This window comes from Streptococcus mitis, from assembly GCF_003942865.1.
GTDB lineage: Bacteria > Bacillota > Bacilli > Lactobacillales > Streptococcaceae > Streptococcus > Streptococcus mitis_BI.
In genome coordinates, this window is the sequence record NZ_RJNZ01000001.1 from 40521 (window position 1) to 58836 (window position 18316).

Below are 18316 nucleotides of genomic sequence, written 5' to 3' on the forward strand. Positions count from 1 at the left end.
TGCTCTTTTTCATGAGTCAACCTTTAGTTGCCTTCGTCTTCTTGAAGCGCTAAAAATACGGTAAAGGAGTATGTCTTGAAGGAGTTAGATCAAAACCAAGCCCCAATTTATGAGGCTATGGTGAAGTTACGCAAGAAAAGGATTGTTCCCTTTGATGTTCCAGGTCACAAGCGTGGACGGGGAAATCCAGAACTTGTTGAACTACTAGGAGAAAAATGTGTTGGAATTGATGTCAATTCGATGAAACCCTTGGATAATTTAGGCCATCCCATTTCGATTATTCGGGATGCAGAGGAGCTGGCGGCGGATGCTTTTGGAGCTAGCCATGCTTTTCTAATGATAGGGGGAACAACCTCATCGGTGCAGACTATGATTCTGTCAACCTGCAAGGCTGGAGATAAGATTATTCTGCCGAGAAATGTCCATAAATCTGCTATCAATGCGCTGGTTCTATGTGGTGCCATTCCCATCTATATCGAGATGAGTGTAGATCCTAAAATTGGTATCGCTTTAGGTCTTGAAAATGATCGAGTAGCCAAGGCCATAAAGGACCATCCAGATGCCAAGGCCATTTTGATTAACAATCCCACTTACTACGGAATCTGTTCAGACCTAAAGGGGTTGACAGAAATGGCTCATGAAGATGGCATGCTTGTTTTAGTGGACGAAGCCCATGGAGCGCATTTGCATTTTACAGATAAACTTCCAATTTCTGCTATGGATGCAGGGGCTGATATGGCAGCAGTTTCCATGCATAAGTCTGGTGGGAGTTTGACCCAAAGTTCGCTTCTTTTAATCGGGGAGCAGATGAATCCCGAGTATGTTCGTCAGATTATCAACCTTACCCAGTCAACATCCGCCTCTTATTTGTTGATGGCTAGTTTGGATATTTCGCGTCGCAACTTGGCTCTTCGTGGTCAAGAGTCGTTTGAGAATGTCATTGAGCTATCCGAGTACGCTCGTCGTGAAATCAATGCCATAGGTGGCTACTATGCCTACTCAAAAGAGTTAATAGACGGTGTTTCGGTTTGCGATTTTGACGTGACCAAGTTGTCAGTTTACACTCAGGGTATTGGCTTAACAGGTATCGAGGTTTATGATCTCCTACGAGATGAATACGACATTCAGATTGAGTTTGGTGATATTGGTAATATCTTGGCTTATATTTCGATTGGTGACCGTATCCAAGACATCGAGCGCTTGGTCGGTGCTTTGGCTGATATTAAGAGACTCTATTCACGAGATGGAAAGGACTTGATAGCTGGAGAATATATTCAGCCCGAGTTAGTGCTGTCTCCACAAGAAGCTTTCTATTCAGAGAGAAAAAGTTTGTCTTTAGACGAATCTGTTGGACAAGTCTGTGGGGAATTTGTCATGTGCTATCCTCCAGGAATCCCTATCTTAGCTCCTGGAGAACGCATTACACGAGAAATTGTCGACTATATCCAATTTGCCAAGGAACGTGGTTGCTCACTCCAAGGGACGGAAGATCCTGAGGTCAATCACATCAACGTCATTAAGAGAAAGGAGAACTAGATGGATTTATGGTTTTCTGAAGTTCATACTCCAGATGTGAAATTGTCCCTGAGAACAGCCAAGCAACTCTACGCTGGTAAAAGCGAATGGCAGGATATCGAAGTCTTGGATACGCCAGCTTTTGGGAAAATATTGATTTTAAATGGGCATGTTTTGTTTTCAGATGCGGATGATTTTGTCTACAATGAAATGACTGTCCACGTTCCCATGGCTGTCCACCCAAATCCCAAGAAAGTTTTGGTTATTGGGGGTGGCGACGGTGGTGTTGCCCAAGTATTAACACTCTATCCTGAGCTGGAACAAATCGATATTGTGGAGCCAGATGAGATGTTGGTTGAGGTCTGTCGTGAGTATTTCCCAGACTTTGCTGCAGGGCTAGATGATCCTCGTGTTACCATTTACTACCAAAATGGGCTACGCTTTTTGCGAAACTGCGAAGATGATTATGATATCATTATCAACGATGCGACAGATCCATTTGGACATACGGAGGGACTCTTTACCAAGGAATTTTACGGCAACAGTTATCGTGCTCTTAAAGAAGACGGAATCATGATTTACCAGCATGGGAGTCCCTTCTTTGACGAGGATGAGTCAGCTTGCCGAAGCATGCATCGCAAGGTCAATCAAGCCTTTCCAATCAGTCGGGTCTATCAGGCCCACATCCCAACTAGCCCTGCTGGTTATTGGTTGTTTGGATTTGCATCGAAAAAATACCACCCTATCAAAGATTTTGACAAGGAAGGCTGGAAAAAACGCCAGCTTTTCACAGAATACTACACTGCAAACTTACACGTGGGAGCCTTTATGTTGCCCAAATATGTTGAGGACATTTTAGAAGAAGAGGAAGGAAAAAAATGAGTCGTTTATTAGTTATTGGATGTGGGGGCGTTGCCCAAGTTGCTATTTCAAAGATTTGTCAAGATAGCGAAACCTTTACAGAAATTATGATCGCTAGCCGTACCAAGTCAAAATGCGATGACTTGAAGGATAAATTAGAAGGTAAAACAAGTACAAAAATTGAGACAGCTGCTCTTGATGCTGACAAGGTTGAAGAAGTGATTGCCCTGATTGAAAGCTACAAGCCAGAAGCTGTTTTGAACGTAGCTTTACCATATCAAGATTTAACCATTATGGATGCTTGTTTGGCTACAGGTGTTCACTATATCGACACAGCTAACTACGAGGCAGAGGATACAGAAGACCCTGAATGGCGTGCCATTTATGAAAAACGTTGTAAGGAACTTGGTTTTACTGCTTACTTTGACTACTCATGGCAATGGGCTTATCAGGAAAAATTCAAAGAAGCTGGCTTGACAGCTCTGCTTGGTTCTGGTTTTGACCCAGGTGTAACCAGCGTTTTTTCAGCTTACGCTCTTAAACATTATTTTGACGAAATCCACTATATCGACATTTTAGACTGTAATGGTGGTGACCACGGTTATCCATTTGCAACAAACTTCAACCCAGAAATCAACCTGCGCGAGGTTTCTGCGCCAGGTTCTTACTGGGAAGATGGAAAATGGGTCGAAGTCGAAGCTATGTCTATCAAGCGTGAGTATGATTTCCCTCAAGTTGGACAAAAAGACATGTATCTTCTTCACCATGAAGAAATCGAATCATTGGCCAAAAACATTCCTGGAGTCAAACGCATTCGTTTCTTTATGACTTTTGGTCAATCATACTTGACGCACATGAAATGTTTGGAAAATGTCGGTCTCCTTCGTACGGATACCATGAACTTTAACGGCCAAGAAATTGTTCCAATCCAATTTTTGAAAGCCTTGCTTCCAGATCCTGCTAGCCTTGGCCCACGTACTGTAGGTAAAACCAATATCGGCTGTATCTTTACAGGTGTCAAAGACGGTGTTGAAAAGACCATCTATATCTACAATGTTTGTGACCATCAGGAATGTTACGCAGAAGTTGGTTCACAAGCTATTTCTTACACAACAGGAGTTCCAGCCATGATTGGGACAAAATTGGTTATGAACGGAACTTGGAAACAAGCTGGAGTGTATAATCTTGAAGAATTGGATCCAGATCCATTTATGGAAGCTTTGAATGAGTATGGTTTGCCTTGGGTTGTGGTTGAAAATCCACAAATGGTGGACTAATGAATTTAGAACAAGTACCCACACCAGCTTATGTTGTTGACTTGGCCAAGTTAGAAGCCAACTGCCACATTCTACAATATGTTCAAGAAGAGGCTGGTTGCAAGGTTTTGCTTGCCCAGAAGGCCTATTCCCTCTACAAAACCTATCCCTTGATTAGCCAATATCTATCTGGTACAACTGCAAGTGGTCTCTACGAGGCTAAATTAGCAAAGGAAGAATTTCCTGGTGAAGTCCATGTCTTTGCGCCAGCTTTCAAGGATGCGGACTTGGAGGAATTGCTTGAGATAACAGACCATATCGTCTTTAACTCAGAGAGACAGTTGCGTAAACATGGGGCCCGTTGTCGGGAGGCTGGTGTCAGTGTTGGTTTGCGCCTCAACCCTAAGTGTTCAACTCAAGATGACCACGCGCTCTATGACCCTTGTGCACCTGGCTCCCGTTTTGGAGTAACTTCAGACAAGATACCGAGTGATTTGCTGGATTTGGTGGATGGTCTTCATTTTCACACCCTTTGCGAGCAGGGAGCAGATGATTTACAGACAACTTTGAAAGCTGTAGAAGAACAATTTGGTTCTTATTTACATGAAGTCAAATGGCTCAATATGGGGGGCGGACATCACATCACAAGAGAGGACTATGATGTAGATTTGCTGATTTCTGAAATCAAGCGTATCCGAGAAACTTACAATCTTGAAATCTATATCGAGCCGGGTGAAGCCATTGCGCTCAATGCGGGTTATTTAGCAACTGAGGTATTAGATATTGTAGAAAACGGTATGGAAATCTTGGTTTTAGATGCCTCTGCGACCTGCCATATGCCTGATGTACTTGAGATGCCCTATCGTCCACCTTTGAGAAATGGCTTTGAGGCACAGGAAAAAGCCCATACCTACAGACTTTCTTCTAATACCTGTTTGACGGGCGATGTAATTGGTGATTATAGTTTTGAAAATCCAGTCCAAATCGGTGATAGACTTTATTTTGAAGACATGGCTATTTACTCATTTGTTAAAAATAACACCTTTAATGGTATTGGATTGCCAAGTCTCTATCTCATGGACGATCAGGGTGACTGTAGCTTAGTCAAAGCCTTCGGCTATCAAGATTTTAAAGGGAGATTATCATGATGGACAGTCCCCAAAAATTAGGCTATCGCATGCCGGCAGAGTACGAACCCCATCATGGTACCCTCATGATATGGCCGACTCGACCAGGATCATGGCCTTTTCAAGGTAAAACTGCTAAAAGAGCTTTCAGCCAGATTATTAAGACCATAGCAGAAGGAGAAAGAGTCTATCTTTTGGTGGACCAAGACTACTTAGCTGAAGCCCAAGACTACCTTGGAGATAGCGTTATTTATCTAGACATTCCCACCAATGATGCCTGGGCTCGTGATACAGGTCCGACCATTCTTGTCAATGATAAAGGCCAGAAATTAGCCATGGATTGGTCTTTCAATGCCTGGGGTGGTGCTGTTGATGGTCTTTATCAAGATTATGAAGATGATGACCAAGTAGCCAGTCGTTTTGCTGAGTCCTTGGAAATGCCTGTTTATGATGCCAAACCTTTTGTCCTAGAAGGCGGAGCGATACATAGCGATGGTCAAGGAACCATTATCGTAACTGAAAGTTGCCTTCTCAGTCTTGGTCGCAATCCTCATCTGACTAAAGAGGAAATCGAGAGTACCTTATTAGAGTACCTTGGAGCTGAAAAAGTCATTTGGCTTCCTTATGGTATTTATCAGGACGAAACCAATGAACACGTTGACAATGTTGCTGCCTTTGTTGGTCCTGCTGAGCTTGTTTTGGCTTGGACAGACGACAAAAGCGATCCTCAATATGCCATGTCAGCAGCTGATTTAGCGCTTTTAGAAAAGGAAACAGATGCAAAAGGTCGTCACTTCACCATTCATAAACTTCCAATTCCAGCCCTTCATCAAGTTGTAACCAAAGAGGATTTGCCAGGCTACATCTATGAAGAAGGAGAAGAAGAGCGATACGCAGGTGAACGACTAGCAGCTTCCTACGTAAACTTTTATATCGCCAACAAGGCTGTCCTTGTTCCCCAGTTTCAAGATAAAAACGATCAAGTGGCCTTAGATATCCTCAGTAAGTGTTTCCCAGACCGTAAAGTTGTCGGAATTCCAGCCAGAGATATTCTATTAGGTGGTGGCAATATCCACTGTATCACCCAACAAATCCCAGAATAGGAGAAAAAGATGAGAAATGTAAGAGTTGCAGCTATTCAGATGAAATGCGCTAAGGATGTGGCAACAAATATCCAAACCGCAGAGCGTTTAGTACGTCATGCTGCAGAACAAGGCGCACAAATTATTCTTTTACCCGAGTTGTTTGAACGTCCCTATTTCTGTCAGGAACGCAAGTATGACTACTATCAGCATGCCCAATCTGTAGTAGAAAATACTGCCATTCAGCATTTTAAGGTGATTGCTAAGGAACTACAAGTTGTTTTACCGATCAGTTTCTATGAAAAAGATGGCAATGTCTTGTATAACTCTATTGCCGTTATTGATGCAGATGGGGAAGTGCTGGGTGTTTATCGAAAGACCCACATACCAGACGACCATTACTATCAAGAGAAATTTTATTTTACGCCTGGCAATACAGGTTTCAAGGTCTGGGATACGCGCTACGCTAAGATTGGTATCGGTATCTGTTGGGATCAATGGTTCCCTGAAACAGCGCGCTGTCTTGCGTTAAATGGTGCTGAATTGCTCTTTTATCCTACAGCCATCGGTTCAGAGCCGATTTTGGATACAGATAGTTGTGGCCATTGGCAACGTACCATGCAAGGACACGCAGCAGCAAATATTGTTCCAGTTATTGCAGCCAATCGCTATGGCTTGGAAGAGGTCACGCCTAGTGAGGAAAATGGTGGACAGAGTTCCAGTCTTGACTTCTACGGTTCATCCTTTATGACGGATGAAACAGGAGCTATTCTAGAGCGAGCTGAAAGACAAGCTGAAGCTGTTCTGTTAGCTACTTATGACCTAGACAAGGGAGCAAGCGAACGCCTAAACTGGGGCTTGTTTCGAGATAGAAGACCAGAAATGTATCAACGGATTACGGACTAGTAGGGGAGAAATGAGAGATTCATTCTGCTAGACTCGTTTTCACTAGTAACTATAGGGATATTAGGTCATCTAGGAAGTGAATTTTATATTTTAATCCTCTAAGGCTTTCTCGCGCTTTGATGCGAGGAGCTTTTCTGTTTAAGCTTTATCAATAAAACATGCTATAATAGTTGCAGAAAGGTTGGTATTTATGGCTAGAATATTGGTTATTGAAGACAATAGTGACATTCAAGAAATTTTGCGAACACTTCTTACTGAGGAGCATGAGGTGATTCAAGCCTTTTCTGGTACAGAAGGAATCATGCTTTTTGACCAAGGTGGGATTGACCTCGTTTTGCTAGATATCATGCTTCCTGGGAAAAATGGGGATCAGGTTTTAAAAGCTATCAGGGAACAAAGTCAAATTCCAGTCATTATGCTAACAGCTTTGAGCGATAAGAAGTTAATCAGTCAATACCTCTTAGACGGTGCCAACGATTACATAGTGAAACCTTTTGATTTGGACGAAGTCTTTGCCAGAGTTACTGTTCAATTACGCCAAAGTGTAGAAAAACAGCCTATGGAAATAGGAAAAACTGAACATCTGCCACAAAATTTGAAAAATATCCAGTTTGATGCCGAAAGTTTTGAAATCAAAAATAGTCAGGAAACGATTCGTCTTGCTAAGAAAGAATGCTTGATTCTCCAAACTCTCCTTAAACACCCTAAGAAAATTTTTACAAAAGAAGAACTTTATGAATTAGTCTGGGAGGATAGCTACCTACCTGGAGACAACACCCTCAATACGCATTTGAGTAATCTTCGTAAAAAATTAAACCAGCTTGACCCAAATCAAGAATATATTGAAACCATCTGGGGCGTTGGGGTAAGATTAAAAGGAGACAATCAATGATCTACATGATAATCTTTATCCTACTGGTACTCCTGATTATTTTATCGATTGCATTGATTCGCTACCATATAGCACTTAAAAACTTGAGTCAACAGATTGAAGACAAGATTCTCACGGGTAGTATGAAAAGAGTTGGCGCCAGCATTTTTTCCAAACATTTTTTACAGCTCTACCAGCAGATTGAGAATCTATTTCAGGAAGTGGAACAATCTCGGTTGGTGATGAAAAGGGAAAAGCAGACTCTGGATATGGCCATCAGCAATATTGCCCATGATATTCGGACGCCTCTGACTATCGCTTCAGGCTACACCCAACAATTGATAAAAACTCCTGAAAACAAATCAGAAACCTTACAAAAAATAGCCCAGCATCTTGATTTAGTTTCCAAACGTTTGGAGGCTCTTCTAGAATATCGTCGTTTGATGGAAGGGTCTGTCAAACCGAAACTGGAAGAAGTGGATTTTTCAGCTTTTATCACTAAAAAGACTCTAGCTTATTATGATGTTTTTCAGGCGGCAAATATCATGCTTGATTTTAAGGTTGAAGCTGGTTTAACAACAAGGACTGATGAAGACTTGCTGGATCGAATTTTACAAAATCTGCTTGGAAATGTCCTCAAGCATGGCAAGGAAGAAGCGAGGCTATCTTTGAGAAAGGAAAAGGAACAGCTTGTCTTAGAGATTGCAAACCTTGTCAAACAGCCCATCAAAAGAATAGAAAATCTCAGCAATCGTTTTTATTCTGAAAATATGTCAGATACTGAAGAATCCTCTGGTTTAGGCCTTTATATCACTGAGGAATTATGTCATCTTCTCGGTGCAGAGATGAAACTAAGCACAGATGGACAGTGGTTATCAGTTTTTATTTACTTTTAACAAAAGAAACCTCCTCTGTAGGCTAGAGGAGGTCTTTTTTATAGACTTTTCTTTTTGAAAACTGCCAGTCCACTTAGATTAAAGATTACAATAACAGCTAAGGTAACTATAAGGGTATAGAAAATGGATTCACTATTAGCAGTCATAGCATAGGAAAAATGCAAGGACAAATATGGTAAAAATTTGATATTTGGAAAAATGATCATTGGCATAGAAAGGATGATAGAGCTAATCAGATAACCAATAAATACGGCAAGATAAGAATGAGTCAGGTAGAGAATAAAGGAAATAATCGAAAGCCAAGCGAGAAGGCAGAGAAATTGAAGGAAAATCATTAAGAGGAGATTAGTAACAAAACCATCAGGTATCGTACCAAGTCCGTTTAGTAGAGTTGAGGGAACAAAAGCAATCACAAGGCTGGCGATGAGTTGTAAGAGAGCGATACTTGCTAGAACAAAGGATTTAGCGAAGAAAAACTCTGTACGAGAAACGCCAACTGTCAAACTATTTTTATAAAGCTTTCCGATTAGATCGACCCCAAGAACTAAACATGTTAGAATAATGCAGAGAAAAACAAGGTTTGAATCATTGCTAGACGCATTGATAAGAGCTTGAATACCGTCCCAACCATGGGTTGGAATTTCTGGTTCTTCTGTCTGGATTGCCATCAGATGGCCTGTAGCCCCGATAGTGGCACCCAGTAGCAAGAGGACAAAGAGAATGAATTCTGTAATCCAGAATCCTTTGGAGCGGAAAAGACGGTAAAAATCTGCTTGAATGGTATGTATCATGATTTTCCTCCTATTGGACCAATTGAGTGAAGTATTCTTCTAGGTTTTGACGGGCATAGTAAATCTCGTCAATGGCGACATCTGCCAAGGTTAATTCCTTAAGAATCTGTTTGACATCTTGTTCCTGACCAAAGATGTGGATTTCATTCTCAGGATTGACAACCTTGAACTGGAGCTGGATTTGTTCTTTCAATACTTGACAAGCTTTCTCTTTTTCGGCTGTCTTAAGCACAATGTAATCTTCACTTAGTGTTTCAAATTCAGCTTTGCTGATTTCACGGATAATCTTTCCTTGATCTAAAATACCAAAGCGATTAGCTACGAGGTAGAGTTCTGACAAGATATGGCTAGAGATGAGAATGGTTATCCCTTTTTCTTGATTTAGTCGTTGAATCATTAGTCGAAATTCTTTGATACCGATTGGGTCGAGACCGTTGATAGGTTCATCTAAGATCAGGAAGTCTGGTTTGGATAGGAGGGCAATGGCGATACCAAGTCTTTGTTTCATTCCTAGAGAGAAATCACGAAAGACTTTCTTACCTGTATCTGGCAAACCGACATAGTCTAGGGTTTCTCGAATGACTATATCAGCATTTGGAATATGCCGAATCATACAATAATACTTCAGATTTTGGTAGGCTGTTAAGTGATTATGAGCTACAGGTGATTCAATCACTGAACCTACTCGCGATAGAGACTTGGTCCACTCATTTTCCGATTGACTAGAAAAGAGGGAAACAGTTCCTTTATCCGCAAACAGTAGTTGCGTAATGATTTTTATCAAAGTGGTCTTCCCAGCTCCGTTCTTCCCGATAAGTCCATAAATATCTCCCTCTCTTATCGTTAGATGAAGATCCTGAAGGATAGCTTGTTTGTCGAAGTTTTTGGACAATCCATGAATGTCAAGTACTGTTTTCATGATTCTCTCCTTTTGATTTATTTTGTTAACTTTAGTATAAAGCATAGAAATCAAAGAAAGCTCAAGGATTTCTAAAGAGTTTCTAAAGTTTTAAGAATTCTTAAATATCAAAACCCAGTTGGCATGAACTGGGCTTCTTAATTATAAAATATACTTCTCAATGGCACGCGCAACGCCATCTTCTTCGTTGCTTGCTGTAACGGCATCCGCAAGAGATTTGACATAATCGCTGGCATTTCCCATTGCAATACCAAGCCCTGCAAATTGGAGCATTTCAATATCGTTATTAGCATCGCCCATAGCCATGATTTCTGAGGAATCAATCTTCAAAATCTCAGCTAGACGAGAAAGAGCAGTAGCCTTTGTCGTTCCAAGTGGCATGGCTTCATAAATGACAGGCTGCGAACGAACTCCACTGAATCGTTGACAGAGTTCTGTAGCAAAACGCTCTTCAAAATCGTCTGTTTGCTCCTCTGTACCTAAAAACATACCTTGGAACATACGGTACTTACCACTGGTAGCTTCCTCAAGGGAAATTTCAGTCAGGTCTGAAAAGACTAGTTTAGCATCATTTTCAATGATTTCATTAGGCTTACCACCGAGGACAAAATAATGTTCCTCATCAAAAAGAGTAAACTGAACATCACTTTTTTCAGCTAGGTCATAGAGGTACTCGATGTCTGCTGGACTGAGTTCTTGCCAATCAACCAGACTCCAATCACTGGTCTGGTGAGTTGAGCAACCGTTGTTAACAATCACATACTCATTCTGGAGGTCAAGTCCCAGTTTTTTGTAGTAGGGGAGGACACCGAAAAGCGGGCGACCTGTACAGAGAACTAGTTTGACACCTTTTTCAATAGCTTTGTGAATAGCAGTAATGTGAGCTTGTGGAATTTCCTTGGCTTCATTGAGGAGGGTTCCGTCCATATCCAAGGCTAGTAGTTTAATCATAAGACTTCCTTCTTTATCTTTTGGTATTATTATAGCATATTTTGGAGGAAAGAAGGAGGAATCTTCGGGCTAATCATGGTATAATATAGGGTAATGAAAAATTCCAACGAGGCAGAGATGAAATTACTTTATACTGATATTCGGACTTCTTTGACAGAAATTCTAACCAGAGAGGCGGAGGAGTTAGTTGCTGCGGGCAAGCGGGTCTTCTACATCGCTCCCAACTCTCTTTCTTTTGAAAAGGAACGCGCCGTGCTGGAATGCTTATCCCAGCAGGCTTCTTTTGCGATTACCGTTACGCGCTTTGCTCAAATGGCTCGTTACCTGATTTTGAATGATTTGTCTGCCAAAACCAGTCTAGATGACATCGGTCTTGGGATGGCCTTTTACAAATGCCTTGCCGAACTTGATCCTAAGGATTTACGTGTTTATGGAGCTATCAAGCAGGATCCTCAATTTATCCAGCAGTTGATTGATCTTTATCACGAGATGACGACTGCTCAAATGAGTTTTTTGGACTTGGAGAGTTTGACGGATGAGGACAAGAGAGCCGATTTACTCTTGATTTTTGAGAAAGTAACGGCCTATCTCAATCAAGGGCAATTGGCTCAGGGAAGTCAGTTGTCCCATTTGATTGAGGCTATCGAGAATAACAAGGTAAGTAGTGATTTTACTCAAATCGCCTTGGTTATTGATGGATTTACCCGTTTTTCTGCCGAAGAAGAGCGGATTGTGGACCTACTTCACGGCAAGGGTGTTGAGATTGTCATTGGAGCCTATGCTAGTAAGAAAGCCTATACTAGCCCTTTTAGTGAGGGTAATCTCTATCAAGCCAGTGTGGAGTTTCTCCATCATTTAGCCTCTAAATACCAAACTCCTGCTCTGGATTATTCTCAAACTCATGAGAAGATGGATAGTTTTGACAAGGCCTCTCGTTTGTTGGAGTCTTCTTATGACTTTTCAGAACTCTCTTTGGATGTCGATGAGAAAGACCGTGAAAACTTACAAATCTGGTCTTGTTTGACGCAAAAGGAAGAGTTGGAGTTGGTAGCCCGTAGCATCCGTCAGAAATTGCATGAGAACTCAGATCTGAGTTACAAGCATTTCCGTATTCTCTTGGGGGATGTAGCTTCTTATCAATTATCTCTAAAAACGATTTTTGACCAGTATCAGATTCCTTTCTATCTTGGTAGAAGCGAATTCATGGCTCATCATCCCTTGACACAGTTTGTCGAATCTATTTTGACTTTGAAACGCTATCGTTTCCGTCAGGAGGATTTGATCAACCTTCTTAGAACAGGTTTGTACACCGACCTTACTCAGGCTGATATTGATGCTTTTGAGCAATATATCCGCTATCTTAGTATCAATGGCTTGCCAGCCTTTCAGCAAGCCTTCACCAAATCCCACCATGGAAAATTTGATTTAGGGCGTTTGAATGCCCTTCGTCTGCGTATTTTAACACCTCTTGAGACTCTTTTTGCTAGCCGAAAACAAAAGGCTGAAAATCTCTTGCAAAAGTGGAACTCTTTTCTAAAAGAAGGAGCTGTGACCAAGCAGTTACAAGATTTGACAGCCACCATGGAAGCTCTTGAACAGGAAAGACAAGCTGAAGTTTGGAAGGCTTTCTGTCATGTTTTAGAACAATTTGCGACCGTTTTTGCTGGTTCACAAGTTAGTCTAGAGGACTTTCTAGCCTTGCTCCATTCTGGAATGAGTTTGTCCCAATACCGTACCATTCCAGCAACAGTGGACACTGTTCTGGTGCAGAGTTACGATTTGATTGCGCCTCTGACAGCTGACTTTGTCTATGCCATTGGGCTGACTCAGGATCATTTACCAAAAATTGCGCAAAACACTAGTCTTTTGACTGATGAAGAAAGACAAAGTCTAAACCAAGCGACTGAAGAAGGCGTTCAATTGCTGATTGCAAGTAGTGAGAATCTCAAGAAAAATCGCTATACTATGCTTTCCTTGGTCAATTCTGCTCGTAAGCAGTTGATCTTGTCGGCTCCAAGCCTTTTTAATGAAAGTGAAAGCAAGGAGTCAGCCTATCTTCAAGAGTTGGTCCATTTTGGATTTAGGCGGAAAGAGAAAAGGATGAATCACAAAGGGCTGTCTAAGGAGGATATGGGGTCCTATCACAGTCTTTTGTCTAGTCTGGTTGCCTATCATCAGCAGAGTGAGACGAGTGAGAATGAACAAGATTTGACATTTATTAAGGTGCTGGCGCGTGTGATGAGTAAAAAACTAGACCAGCAAGGTCTGGAAAATCCAGCCCTGCCAACCAGCCCGAGTAGCAAGCCCTTAGCCAAGGATACCTTACAAGCTCTTTATCCTACTAATCAGGAGTTTTACCTGTCTACCTCCGGTTTGACGGAGTTTTATCGCAATGAATATAGTTATTTTCTTCGCTACGTGTTAGGCTTGCAGGAGGAATTGCGCCTGCGTCCAGATGCTCGTAGTCATGGGAATTTCTTACACCGCATTTTTGAACGCGCCTTGCAGTTGCCTGACGAAGATTCCTTTGACAAACGTCTAGAACAGGCTATCCAAGAAACCAGTCAAGAACGGGAATTTGAGGCTATTTATCAGGAAAGTTTGGAAGCCCAGTTTACCAAGGAAGTTTTGCTTGATGTTGCACGGACGACTGGTCACATTCTCCGCCATAATCGAGCCATCGAGACTATTAAAGAAGAGGCAAATTTTGGTGGAAAAGAGCAGGCCTTTATTCAATTAGACAATGGACGCAGTGTCTTTGTACGAGGTAAGGTTGACCGCATTGACCGATTAAAAGCTGATGGGGCGATTGGAGTGGTAGACTACAAATCTAGTCTGACTCAGTTCCAGTTTCCTCATTTCTTTAATGGGCTCAATTCCCAGTTGCCAACCTATCTAGCTGCCCTAAAAAGAGAAGGGGAGCAGAACTTTTTCGGTGCCATGTACTTGGAAATGGCTGAGCCTGTCCAATCTCTGATGGCCGTTAAAAGTCTAGCAGGTGCAGTAGTAGAAGCCAGCAAATCTATGAAATACCAAGGCCTCTTTTTAGAAAAAGAAAGCAGTCATTTGGGCGAATTTTATAATAAAAACAAGACCAATCAGCTGACGGATGAGGAATTCCAGCTCCTGCTGGACTACAATGCCCAACTTTACAAGAAAGCAGCTGAGAAGATTTTAACAGGCCAGTTCGCCATTAATCCTTATACCGAAAATGGCAGAAGTATTGCACCGTATGTTCAGCAACACCAAGCCATCACTGGATTTGAAGCCAATTACCACTTGGGTCAAGCCCGTTTCCTAGAAAAGTTGGACTTAGCTGATGGCAAGCGTCTGGTCGGAGAAAAATTCAAGCAAGCTTGGTTTGAAAAAATAAGAGAGGAGTTGAATCGATGAAGCCTATTCCCTTTTTAACTGAGGAGGAGATTCAAAAACTGCAAGAAGCAGAAGCAAATTCGAGCAAGGAACAAAAGAAGACTGCCGAGCAAATCGAAGCTATCTACACTTCTGGTCAGAATATCCTGGTTTCAGCGTCGGCTGGTTCTGGGAAGACTTTTGTCATGGCCGAGCGTATTTTGGACCAATTGGCGCGTGGAGTGGAAATCAGTCAACTCTTTATCTCAACCTTTACCGTCAAAGCTGCCACAGAGCTTAAAGAACGTTTGGAGAAAAAAATAAGCCAACAAATCCAAGAAAGTATCGATGTTGACCTCAAACAACACTTGGGTCGCCAGTTGGCAGACCTACCCAACGCATCCATCGGAACCATGGACTCTTTTACACAAAAATTCCTTGGCAAACATGGTTATCTGCTTGATATTGCGCCAAATTTCCGTATTTTACAAAACCAAAGCGAGCAACTTCTTCTAAAAAACGAAGTCTTTCATGAGGTATTTGAAGCCTATTACCAAAGCAAACAGAAAGAGACCTTTAGTCATTTGCTGAAAAATTTTGCAGGGCGTGGCAAGGATGAACGTGGTCTGCGCCAGCAGGTCTATAAAATCTATGACTTCCTCCAATCCACCAGCAATCCTCAGAAATGGTTAAGTGAATCTTTCCTCAAAGGTTTTGAAGAGGCTGATTTTATCAGTGAAAAAGAAAAACTGACCACACAAATCCAGCAAGCCCTTTGGGATTTGGAAAGCTTTTTCCGTTATCATCTGGATAATGATGCCAAGGAGTTTGCAAAGGCTCCCTATTTAGAAAATGTTCAGTTAGTTTTGGATGAAATTGCCTCCTTAAATCAGGAGTCCGATAGTCAGGCTTATCAAGTAGTGCTTGCGCGTGTCGTCGCAATTTCGAAAGAGAAAAACGGTAGATCTCTAACTAATGCCAGTCGTAAGGCTGATTTGAAGCCACTGGCTGATGCCTATAACGAAGAGAGAAAGACCCAGTTTGCTAAACTAGGACAACTAGCAGATCAGATAACGATTCTCGACTATCAAGAACGTTACCATGAAGACTCCTGGGAACTAGCTAAAACCTTCCAAGCCTTCATGAGTGATTTTGTAGAATCTTATCGTCAGCGTAAACGTCAGGAAAATGCCTTTGAATTCGCTGATATCAGCCATTACACCATTGAGATTTTAGAGAAATTCCCGCAAGTTCGTGAAGCTTATCAGGAACGTTTCCACGAAGTCATGGTCGATGAGTATCAGGATACCAACCACATTCAAGAACGGATGTTGGAATTGCTGTCGAATGGCCACAATCGCTTTATGGTGGGAGATATCAAGCAGTCTATCTATCGTTTCCGTCAGGCAGATCCGCAGATTTTCAATGAAAAATTCCAACGCTATGCGCAAAATCCAAAAGAAGGCAAGCTAATTCTCCTCAAGGAAAATTTCCGTAGTAGTTCAGAAGTACTGTCAGCAACCAATGATGTCTTTGAACGTCTCATGGACCAAGAGGTCGGCGAAATCAACTATGATAACATGCACCAGCTTGTTTTTGCCAATACCAAACTGACTCCCAATCCAGACAACAAGGCAGAATTTCTCCTCTACGACAAGGACGACACAAGTGAGGAAGAAGAGAGTCAAACAGAAACAAAACTAACTGGTGAGATGCGATTAGTCATTAAGGAGATTCTGAAACTCCATCAGGAACAAGGTGTTGCCTTTAAAGAAATTGCCCTTCTGACCTCCAGCCGCAGTCGTAATGACCAGATTCTTCTCGCCCTGTCTGAGTACGGAATTCCTGTCAAAACTGACGGAGAGCAAAACAATTATCTTCAATCCCTAGAAGTGCAAGTCATGCTAGACACCCTTCGTGTCATTCACAATCCTCTTCAAGACTATGCCTTGGTTGCCCTTATGAAGTCTCCTATGTTTGGATTTGATGAGGACGAGTTAGCACGTTTATCTCTTCAGAAAGCAGAGGATAAAATCCAAGAAAATCTCTATGAGAAACTAGTAAATGCTCAAAAACAGGTAAGCAGCCAAAAAGGCTTGATTCACTCAGCTCTAGCTGAGAAACTAAAGCAATTCATGGATATCTTAGCCTCTTGGCGTTTGTATGCCAAAACCCACTCCCTCTATGACCTGATTTGGAAGATTTATAACGACCGTTTTTACTACGATTATGTTGGGGCTTTGCCAAATGGGCCTGCTAGACAGGCAAATCTCTATGCCCTAGCTCTGCGTGCTGATCAGTTTGAAAAGAGTAATTTCAAAGGCTTGTCACGTTTTATTAGCATGATTGATCAAGTTTTAGAAGCCCAGCACGATCTTGCAAGCGTGGCTGTCGCACCGCCAAAAGATGCAGTAGAGCTCATGACCATCCACAAGAGTAAAGGGCTGGAGTTTCCTTACGTCTTTATACTCAATATGGATCAAGATTTCAACAAGCAAGACAGCATGTCAGAAGTCATTCTCAGTCGTAAAAATGGACTAGGTGTCAAGTATATTGCCAAGATGGAGACGGGAGCAGTGGAAAATCACTATCCTAAAACCATCAAGCTCTCTATTCCTAGCCTGACCTATAGACAGAACGAAGAGGAATTACAGCTGGCAAGCTATTCAGAGCAGATGCGTCTCCTTTACGTTGCCATGACGCGTGCTGAGAAAAAGCTCTATCTTGTCGGCAAGGGTTCTCGTGAAAAGCTGGAAGCCAAGGAATACCCAGCAGCTAAAAATGGAAAACTAAACAGTAACACTAGACTTCAAGCAAGGAATTTCCAAGATTGGCTTTGGGCTATCAGCAAAGTGTTTGCAAAGGATCATCTCAACTTTAGCTATCGTTTTGTTGGTGAAGATCAGCTGACTAGAGAAGCTATCGGAGAGTTGGAAAACAAGAGCCCTCTCCAAGATAGCTCTCAAGTAGATAACCGTCAGTCAGAAACCATCAAAGAAGCCCTTGAAATGCTGAAAGAGGTTGAAGTCTATAATACTCTTCACCGCGCAGCCATTGAACTTCCTAGTGTTCAAACCCCAAGTCAAATCAAGAAATTCTACGAACCCGTTATGGATATGGAAGGTGTCGAGATTGCTAGTCAAGGCCAGGCAGTAGACAAGAAAATTAGCTTTGAGTTGCCAGATTTTTCAACCAAAGAAAAGGTGACTGGAGCTGAGATTGGTAGTGCTACCCACGAACTCATGCAGAGAATGGATCTCAGTCAGAGACCAACGCTTGCTAGTCTGACAGAAATTCTTAAACAAGTTCAAACTAGCCCAGCTGTCAGAGACAGGATCAATCTTGCTAAAATTCTTGCATTCTTTGACACAGCACTCGGTCAGGAAATTCTTGCAAATACCGACCATCTTTATCGCGAGCAACCTTTCTCCATGCTCAAACGAGACCAAAAGAGTAAGGAAGACTTCGTTGTCCGTGGTATCCTTGATGGCTATCTACTTTACGAAGATAAAATTGTTCTGTTCGACTATAAGACAGACCGCTATGATGATCCAAGTCAACTCATTGATCGCTATCGTGCTCAATTAGCCCTATACGGAGAGGCTTTATCTCGAGCCTATTCGATTGAAAATATTGACAAATACTTGATTTTACTCGGTAAAGACGAGGTTCAAGTTGTAAAAGTATAATTTATACTCTTCGAAAATCTCTTCAAACCAGGTCAGCTTCACCTTGCCGTAGGTATGGTTACTGACTTCGTCAGTTCTATCCACAACCTCAAAACTGTGTT

General features: G+C 41.9%; 13 protein-coding genes. 10 read left to right on the forward strand and 3 right to left on the reverse strand.

What is annotated here, in order from left to right:
* The first annotated feature begins 75 nt into the window (after positions 1–75).
* The 8 genes from D8845_RS00220 to D8845_RS00255 all read left to right on the forward strand — a co-directional run bounded on the left by D8845_RS00220 (position 76) and on the right by D8845_RS00255 (position 8514).
* Positions 76–1536, forward strand: coding sequence for an aminotransferase class I/II-fold pyridoxal phosphate-dependent enzyme (locus D8845_RS00220; RefSeq protein WP_125451956.1), 1461 nt, complete (start codon positions 76–78; stop codon positions 1534–1536).
* Positions 1537–2397 carry a polyamine aminopropyltransferase gene (gene speE, locus D8845_RS00225; protein ID WP_000366710.1) on the forward strand — a complete coding sequence of 287 codons (861 nt, stop codon included), beginning with the start codon at positions 1537–1539 and terminating at the stop codon, positions 2395–2397. It begins immediately after the preceding gene.
* Positions 2394–3653, forward strand: coding sequence for a saccharopine dehydrogenase family protein (locus D8845_RS00230; RefSeq protein WP_125393772.1), 1260 nt, complete (start codon positions 2394–2396; stop codon positions 3651–3653). The genes speE and D8845_RS00230 overlap by 4 nt, the downstream gene beginning before the upstream one ends.
* Positions 3653–4780, forward strand: a complete 1128-nt coding sequence (gene nspC, locus D8845_RS00235) for a carboxynorspermidine decarboxylase (protein WP_125393771.1) — start codon at positions 3653–3655, stop codon at positions 4778–4780. The genes D8845_RS00230 and nspC overlap by 1 nt, the downstream gene beginning before the upstream one ends.
* Positions 4777–5862, forward strand: coding sequence for an agmatine deiminase (aguA, locus tag D8845_RS00240; RefSeq protein WP_125451958.1), 1086 nt, complete (start codon positions 4777–4779; stop codon positions 5860–5862). Before nspC ends, aguA begins: the two co-directional genes overlap by 4 nt.
* A 9-nt stretch (positions 5863–5871) precedes the next feature.
* On the forward strand, positions 5872–6747 hold the full coding sequence (gene aguB, locus D8845_RS00245; protein WP_125451960.1) for an N-carbamoylputrescine amidase: 876 nt from the start codon (positions 5872–5874) through the stop codon (positions 6745–6747).
* 190 nt (positions 6748–6937) lie between these two features.
* The gene (locus D8845_RS00250) at positions 6938–7639 is read left to right on the forward strand and encodes a response regulator transcription factor (RefSeq protein WP_125451961.1); all 702 of its coding nucleotides are present in this window, start codon (positions 6938–6940) and stop codon (positions 7637–7639) included.
* A complete protein-coding gene (locus D8845_RS00255; RefSeq protein WP_125451963.1) occupies positions 7636–8514 on the forward strand; it encodes a sensor histidine kinase in 879 nt (292 codons plus the stop codon). The genes D8845_RS00250 and D8845_RS00255 overlap by 4 nt, the downstream gene beginning before the upstream one ends.
* A 38-nt stretch (positions 8515–8552) precedes the next feature.
* On the opposite strand, the gene D8845_RS00260 is transcribed toward D8845_RS00255, so the two are convergent.
* The 3 genes from D8845_RS00260 to D8845_RS00270 all read right to left on the reverse strand — a co-directional run bounded on the left by D8845_RS00260 (position 8553) and on the right by D8845_RS00270 (position 11175).
* On the reverse strand, positions 8553–9305 hold the full coding sequence (locus tag D8845_RS00260) for an ABC transporter permease (RefSeq protein ID WP_049523752.1): 753 nt from the start codon (positions 9303–9305) through the stop codon (positions 8553–8555).
* Positions 9306–9315: 10 nt separating this feature from the next.
* Complete coding sequence (locus D8845_RS00265; protein WP_125451965.1) at positions 9316–10224, reverse strand: ATP-binding cassette domain-containing protein; 909 nt, start codon at positions 10222–10224, stop codon at positions 9316–9318.
* Between the two features lie 141 nt (positions 10225–10365).
* Entirely contained in the window at positions 10366–11175 is an 810-nt protein-coding gene (locus D8845_RS00270) for a Cof-type HAD-IIB family hydrolase (protein ID WP_125451967.1), read from the reverse strand.
* Between the two features lie 117 nt (positions 11176–11292).
* Between D8845_RS00270 and rexB the strand changes: the two genes are divergently transcribed.
* Together rexB and addA are read left to right on the forward strand one after the other, a co-directional pair.
* Positions 11293–14568: an ATP-dependent nuclease subunit B gene (gene rexB / locus D8845_RS00275; RefSeq protein WP_125451969.1), complete on the forward strand. Its 3276-nt coding sequence runs from the start codon at positions 11293–11295 to the stop codon at positions 14566–14568.
* On the forward strand, positions 14565–18215 hold the full coding sequence (gene addA, locus D8845_RS00280; RefSeq protein ID WP_125451971.1) for a helicase-exonuclease AddAB subunit AddA: 3651 nt from the start codon (positions 14565–14567) through the stop codon (positions 18213–18215). The genes rexB and addA overlap by 4 nt, the downstream gene beginning before the upstream one ends.
* Positions 18216–18316: the final 101 nt, after the last annotated feature.

Coding starts and splice junctions, on each gene's coding strand:
- speE (WP_000366710.1), top strand. CDS start 1,537: ATGGATTTATGGTTTTCTGAAGTTCATACTCCAGATGTGAAATTGTCC.
- D8845_RS00230 (WP_125393772.1), top strand. CDS start 2,394: ATGAGTCGTTTATTAGTTATTGGATGTGGGGGCGTTGCCCAAGTTGCT.
- nspC (WP_125393771.1), top strand. CDS start 3,653: ATGAATTTAGAACAAGTACCCACACCAGCTTATGTTGTTGACTTGGCC.
- aguA (WP_125451958.1), top strand. CDS start 4,777: ATGATGGACAGTCCCCAAAAATTAGGCTATCGCATGCCGGCAGAGTAC.
- aguB (WP_125451960.1), top strand. CDS start 5,872: ATGAGAAATGTAAGAGTTGCAGCTATTCAGATGAAATGCGCTAAGGAT.
- D8845_RS00250 (WP_125451961.1), top strand. CDS start 6,938: ATGGCTAGAATATTGGTTATTGAAGACAATAGTGACATTCAAGAAATT.
- D8845_RS00255 (WP_125451963.1), top strand. CDS start 7,636: ATGATCTACATGATAATCTTTATCCTACTGGTACTCCTGATTATTTTA.
- D8845_RS00260 (WP_049523752.1), bottom strand. CDS start 9,305: ATGATACATACCATTCAAGCAGATTTTTACCGTCTTTTCCGCTCCAAA.
- D8845_RS00265 (WP_125451965.1), bottom strand. CDS start 10,224: ATGAAAACAGTACTTGACATTCATGGATTGTCCAAAAACTTCGACAAA.
- D8845_RS00270 (WP_125451967.1), bottom strand. CDS start 11,175: ATGATTAAACTACTAGCCTTGGATATGGACGGAACCCTCCTCAATGAA.
- rexB (WP_125451969.1), top strand. CDS start 11,293: ATGAAATTACTTTATACTGATATTCGGACTTCTTTGACAGAAATTCTA.
- addA (WP_125451971.1), top strand. CDS start 14,565: ATGAAGCCTATTCCCTTTTTAACTGAGGAGGAGATTCAAAAACTGCAA.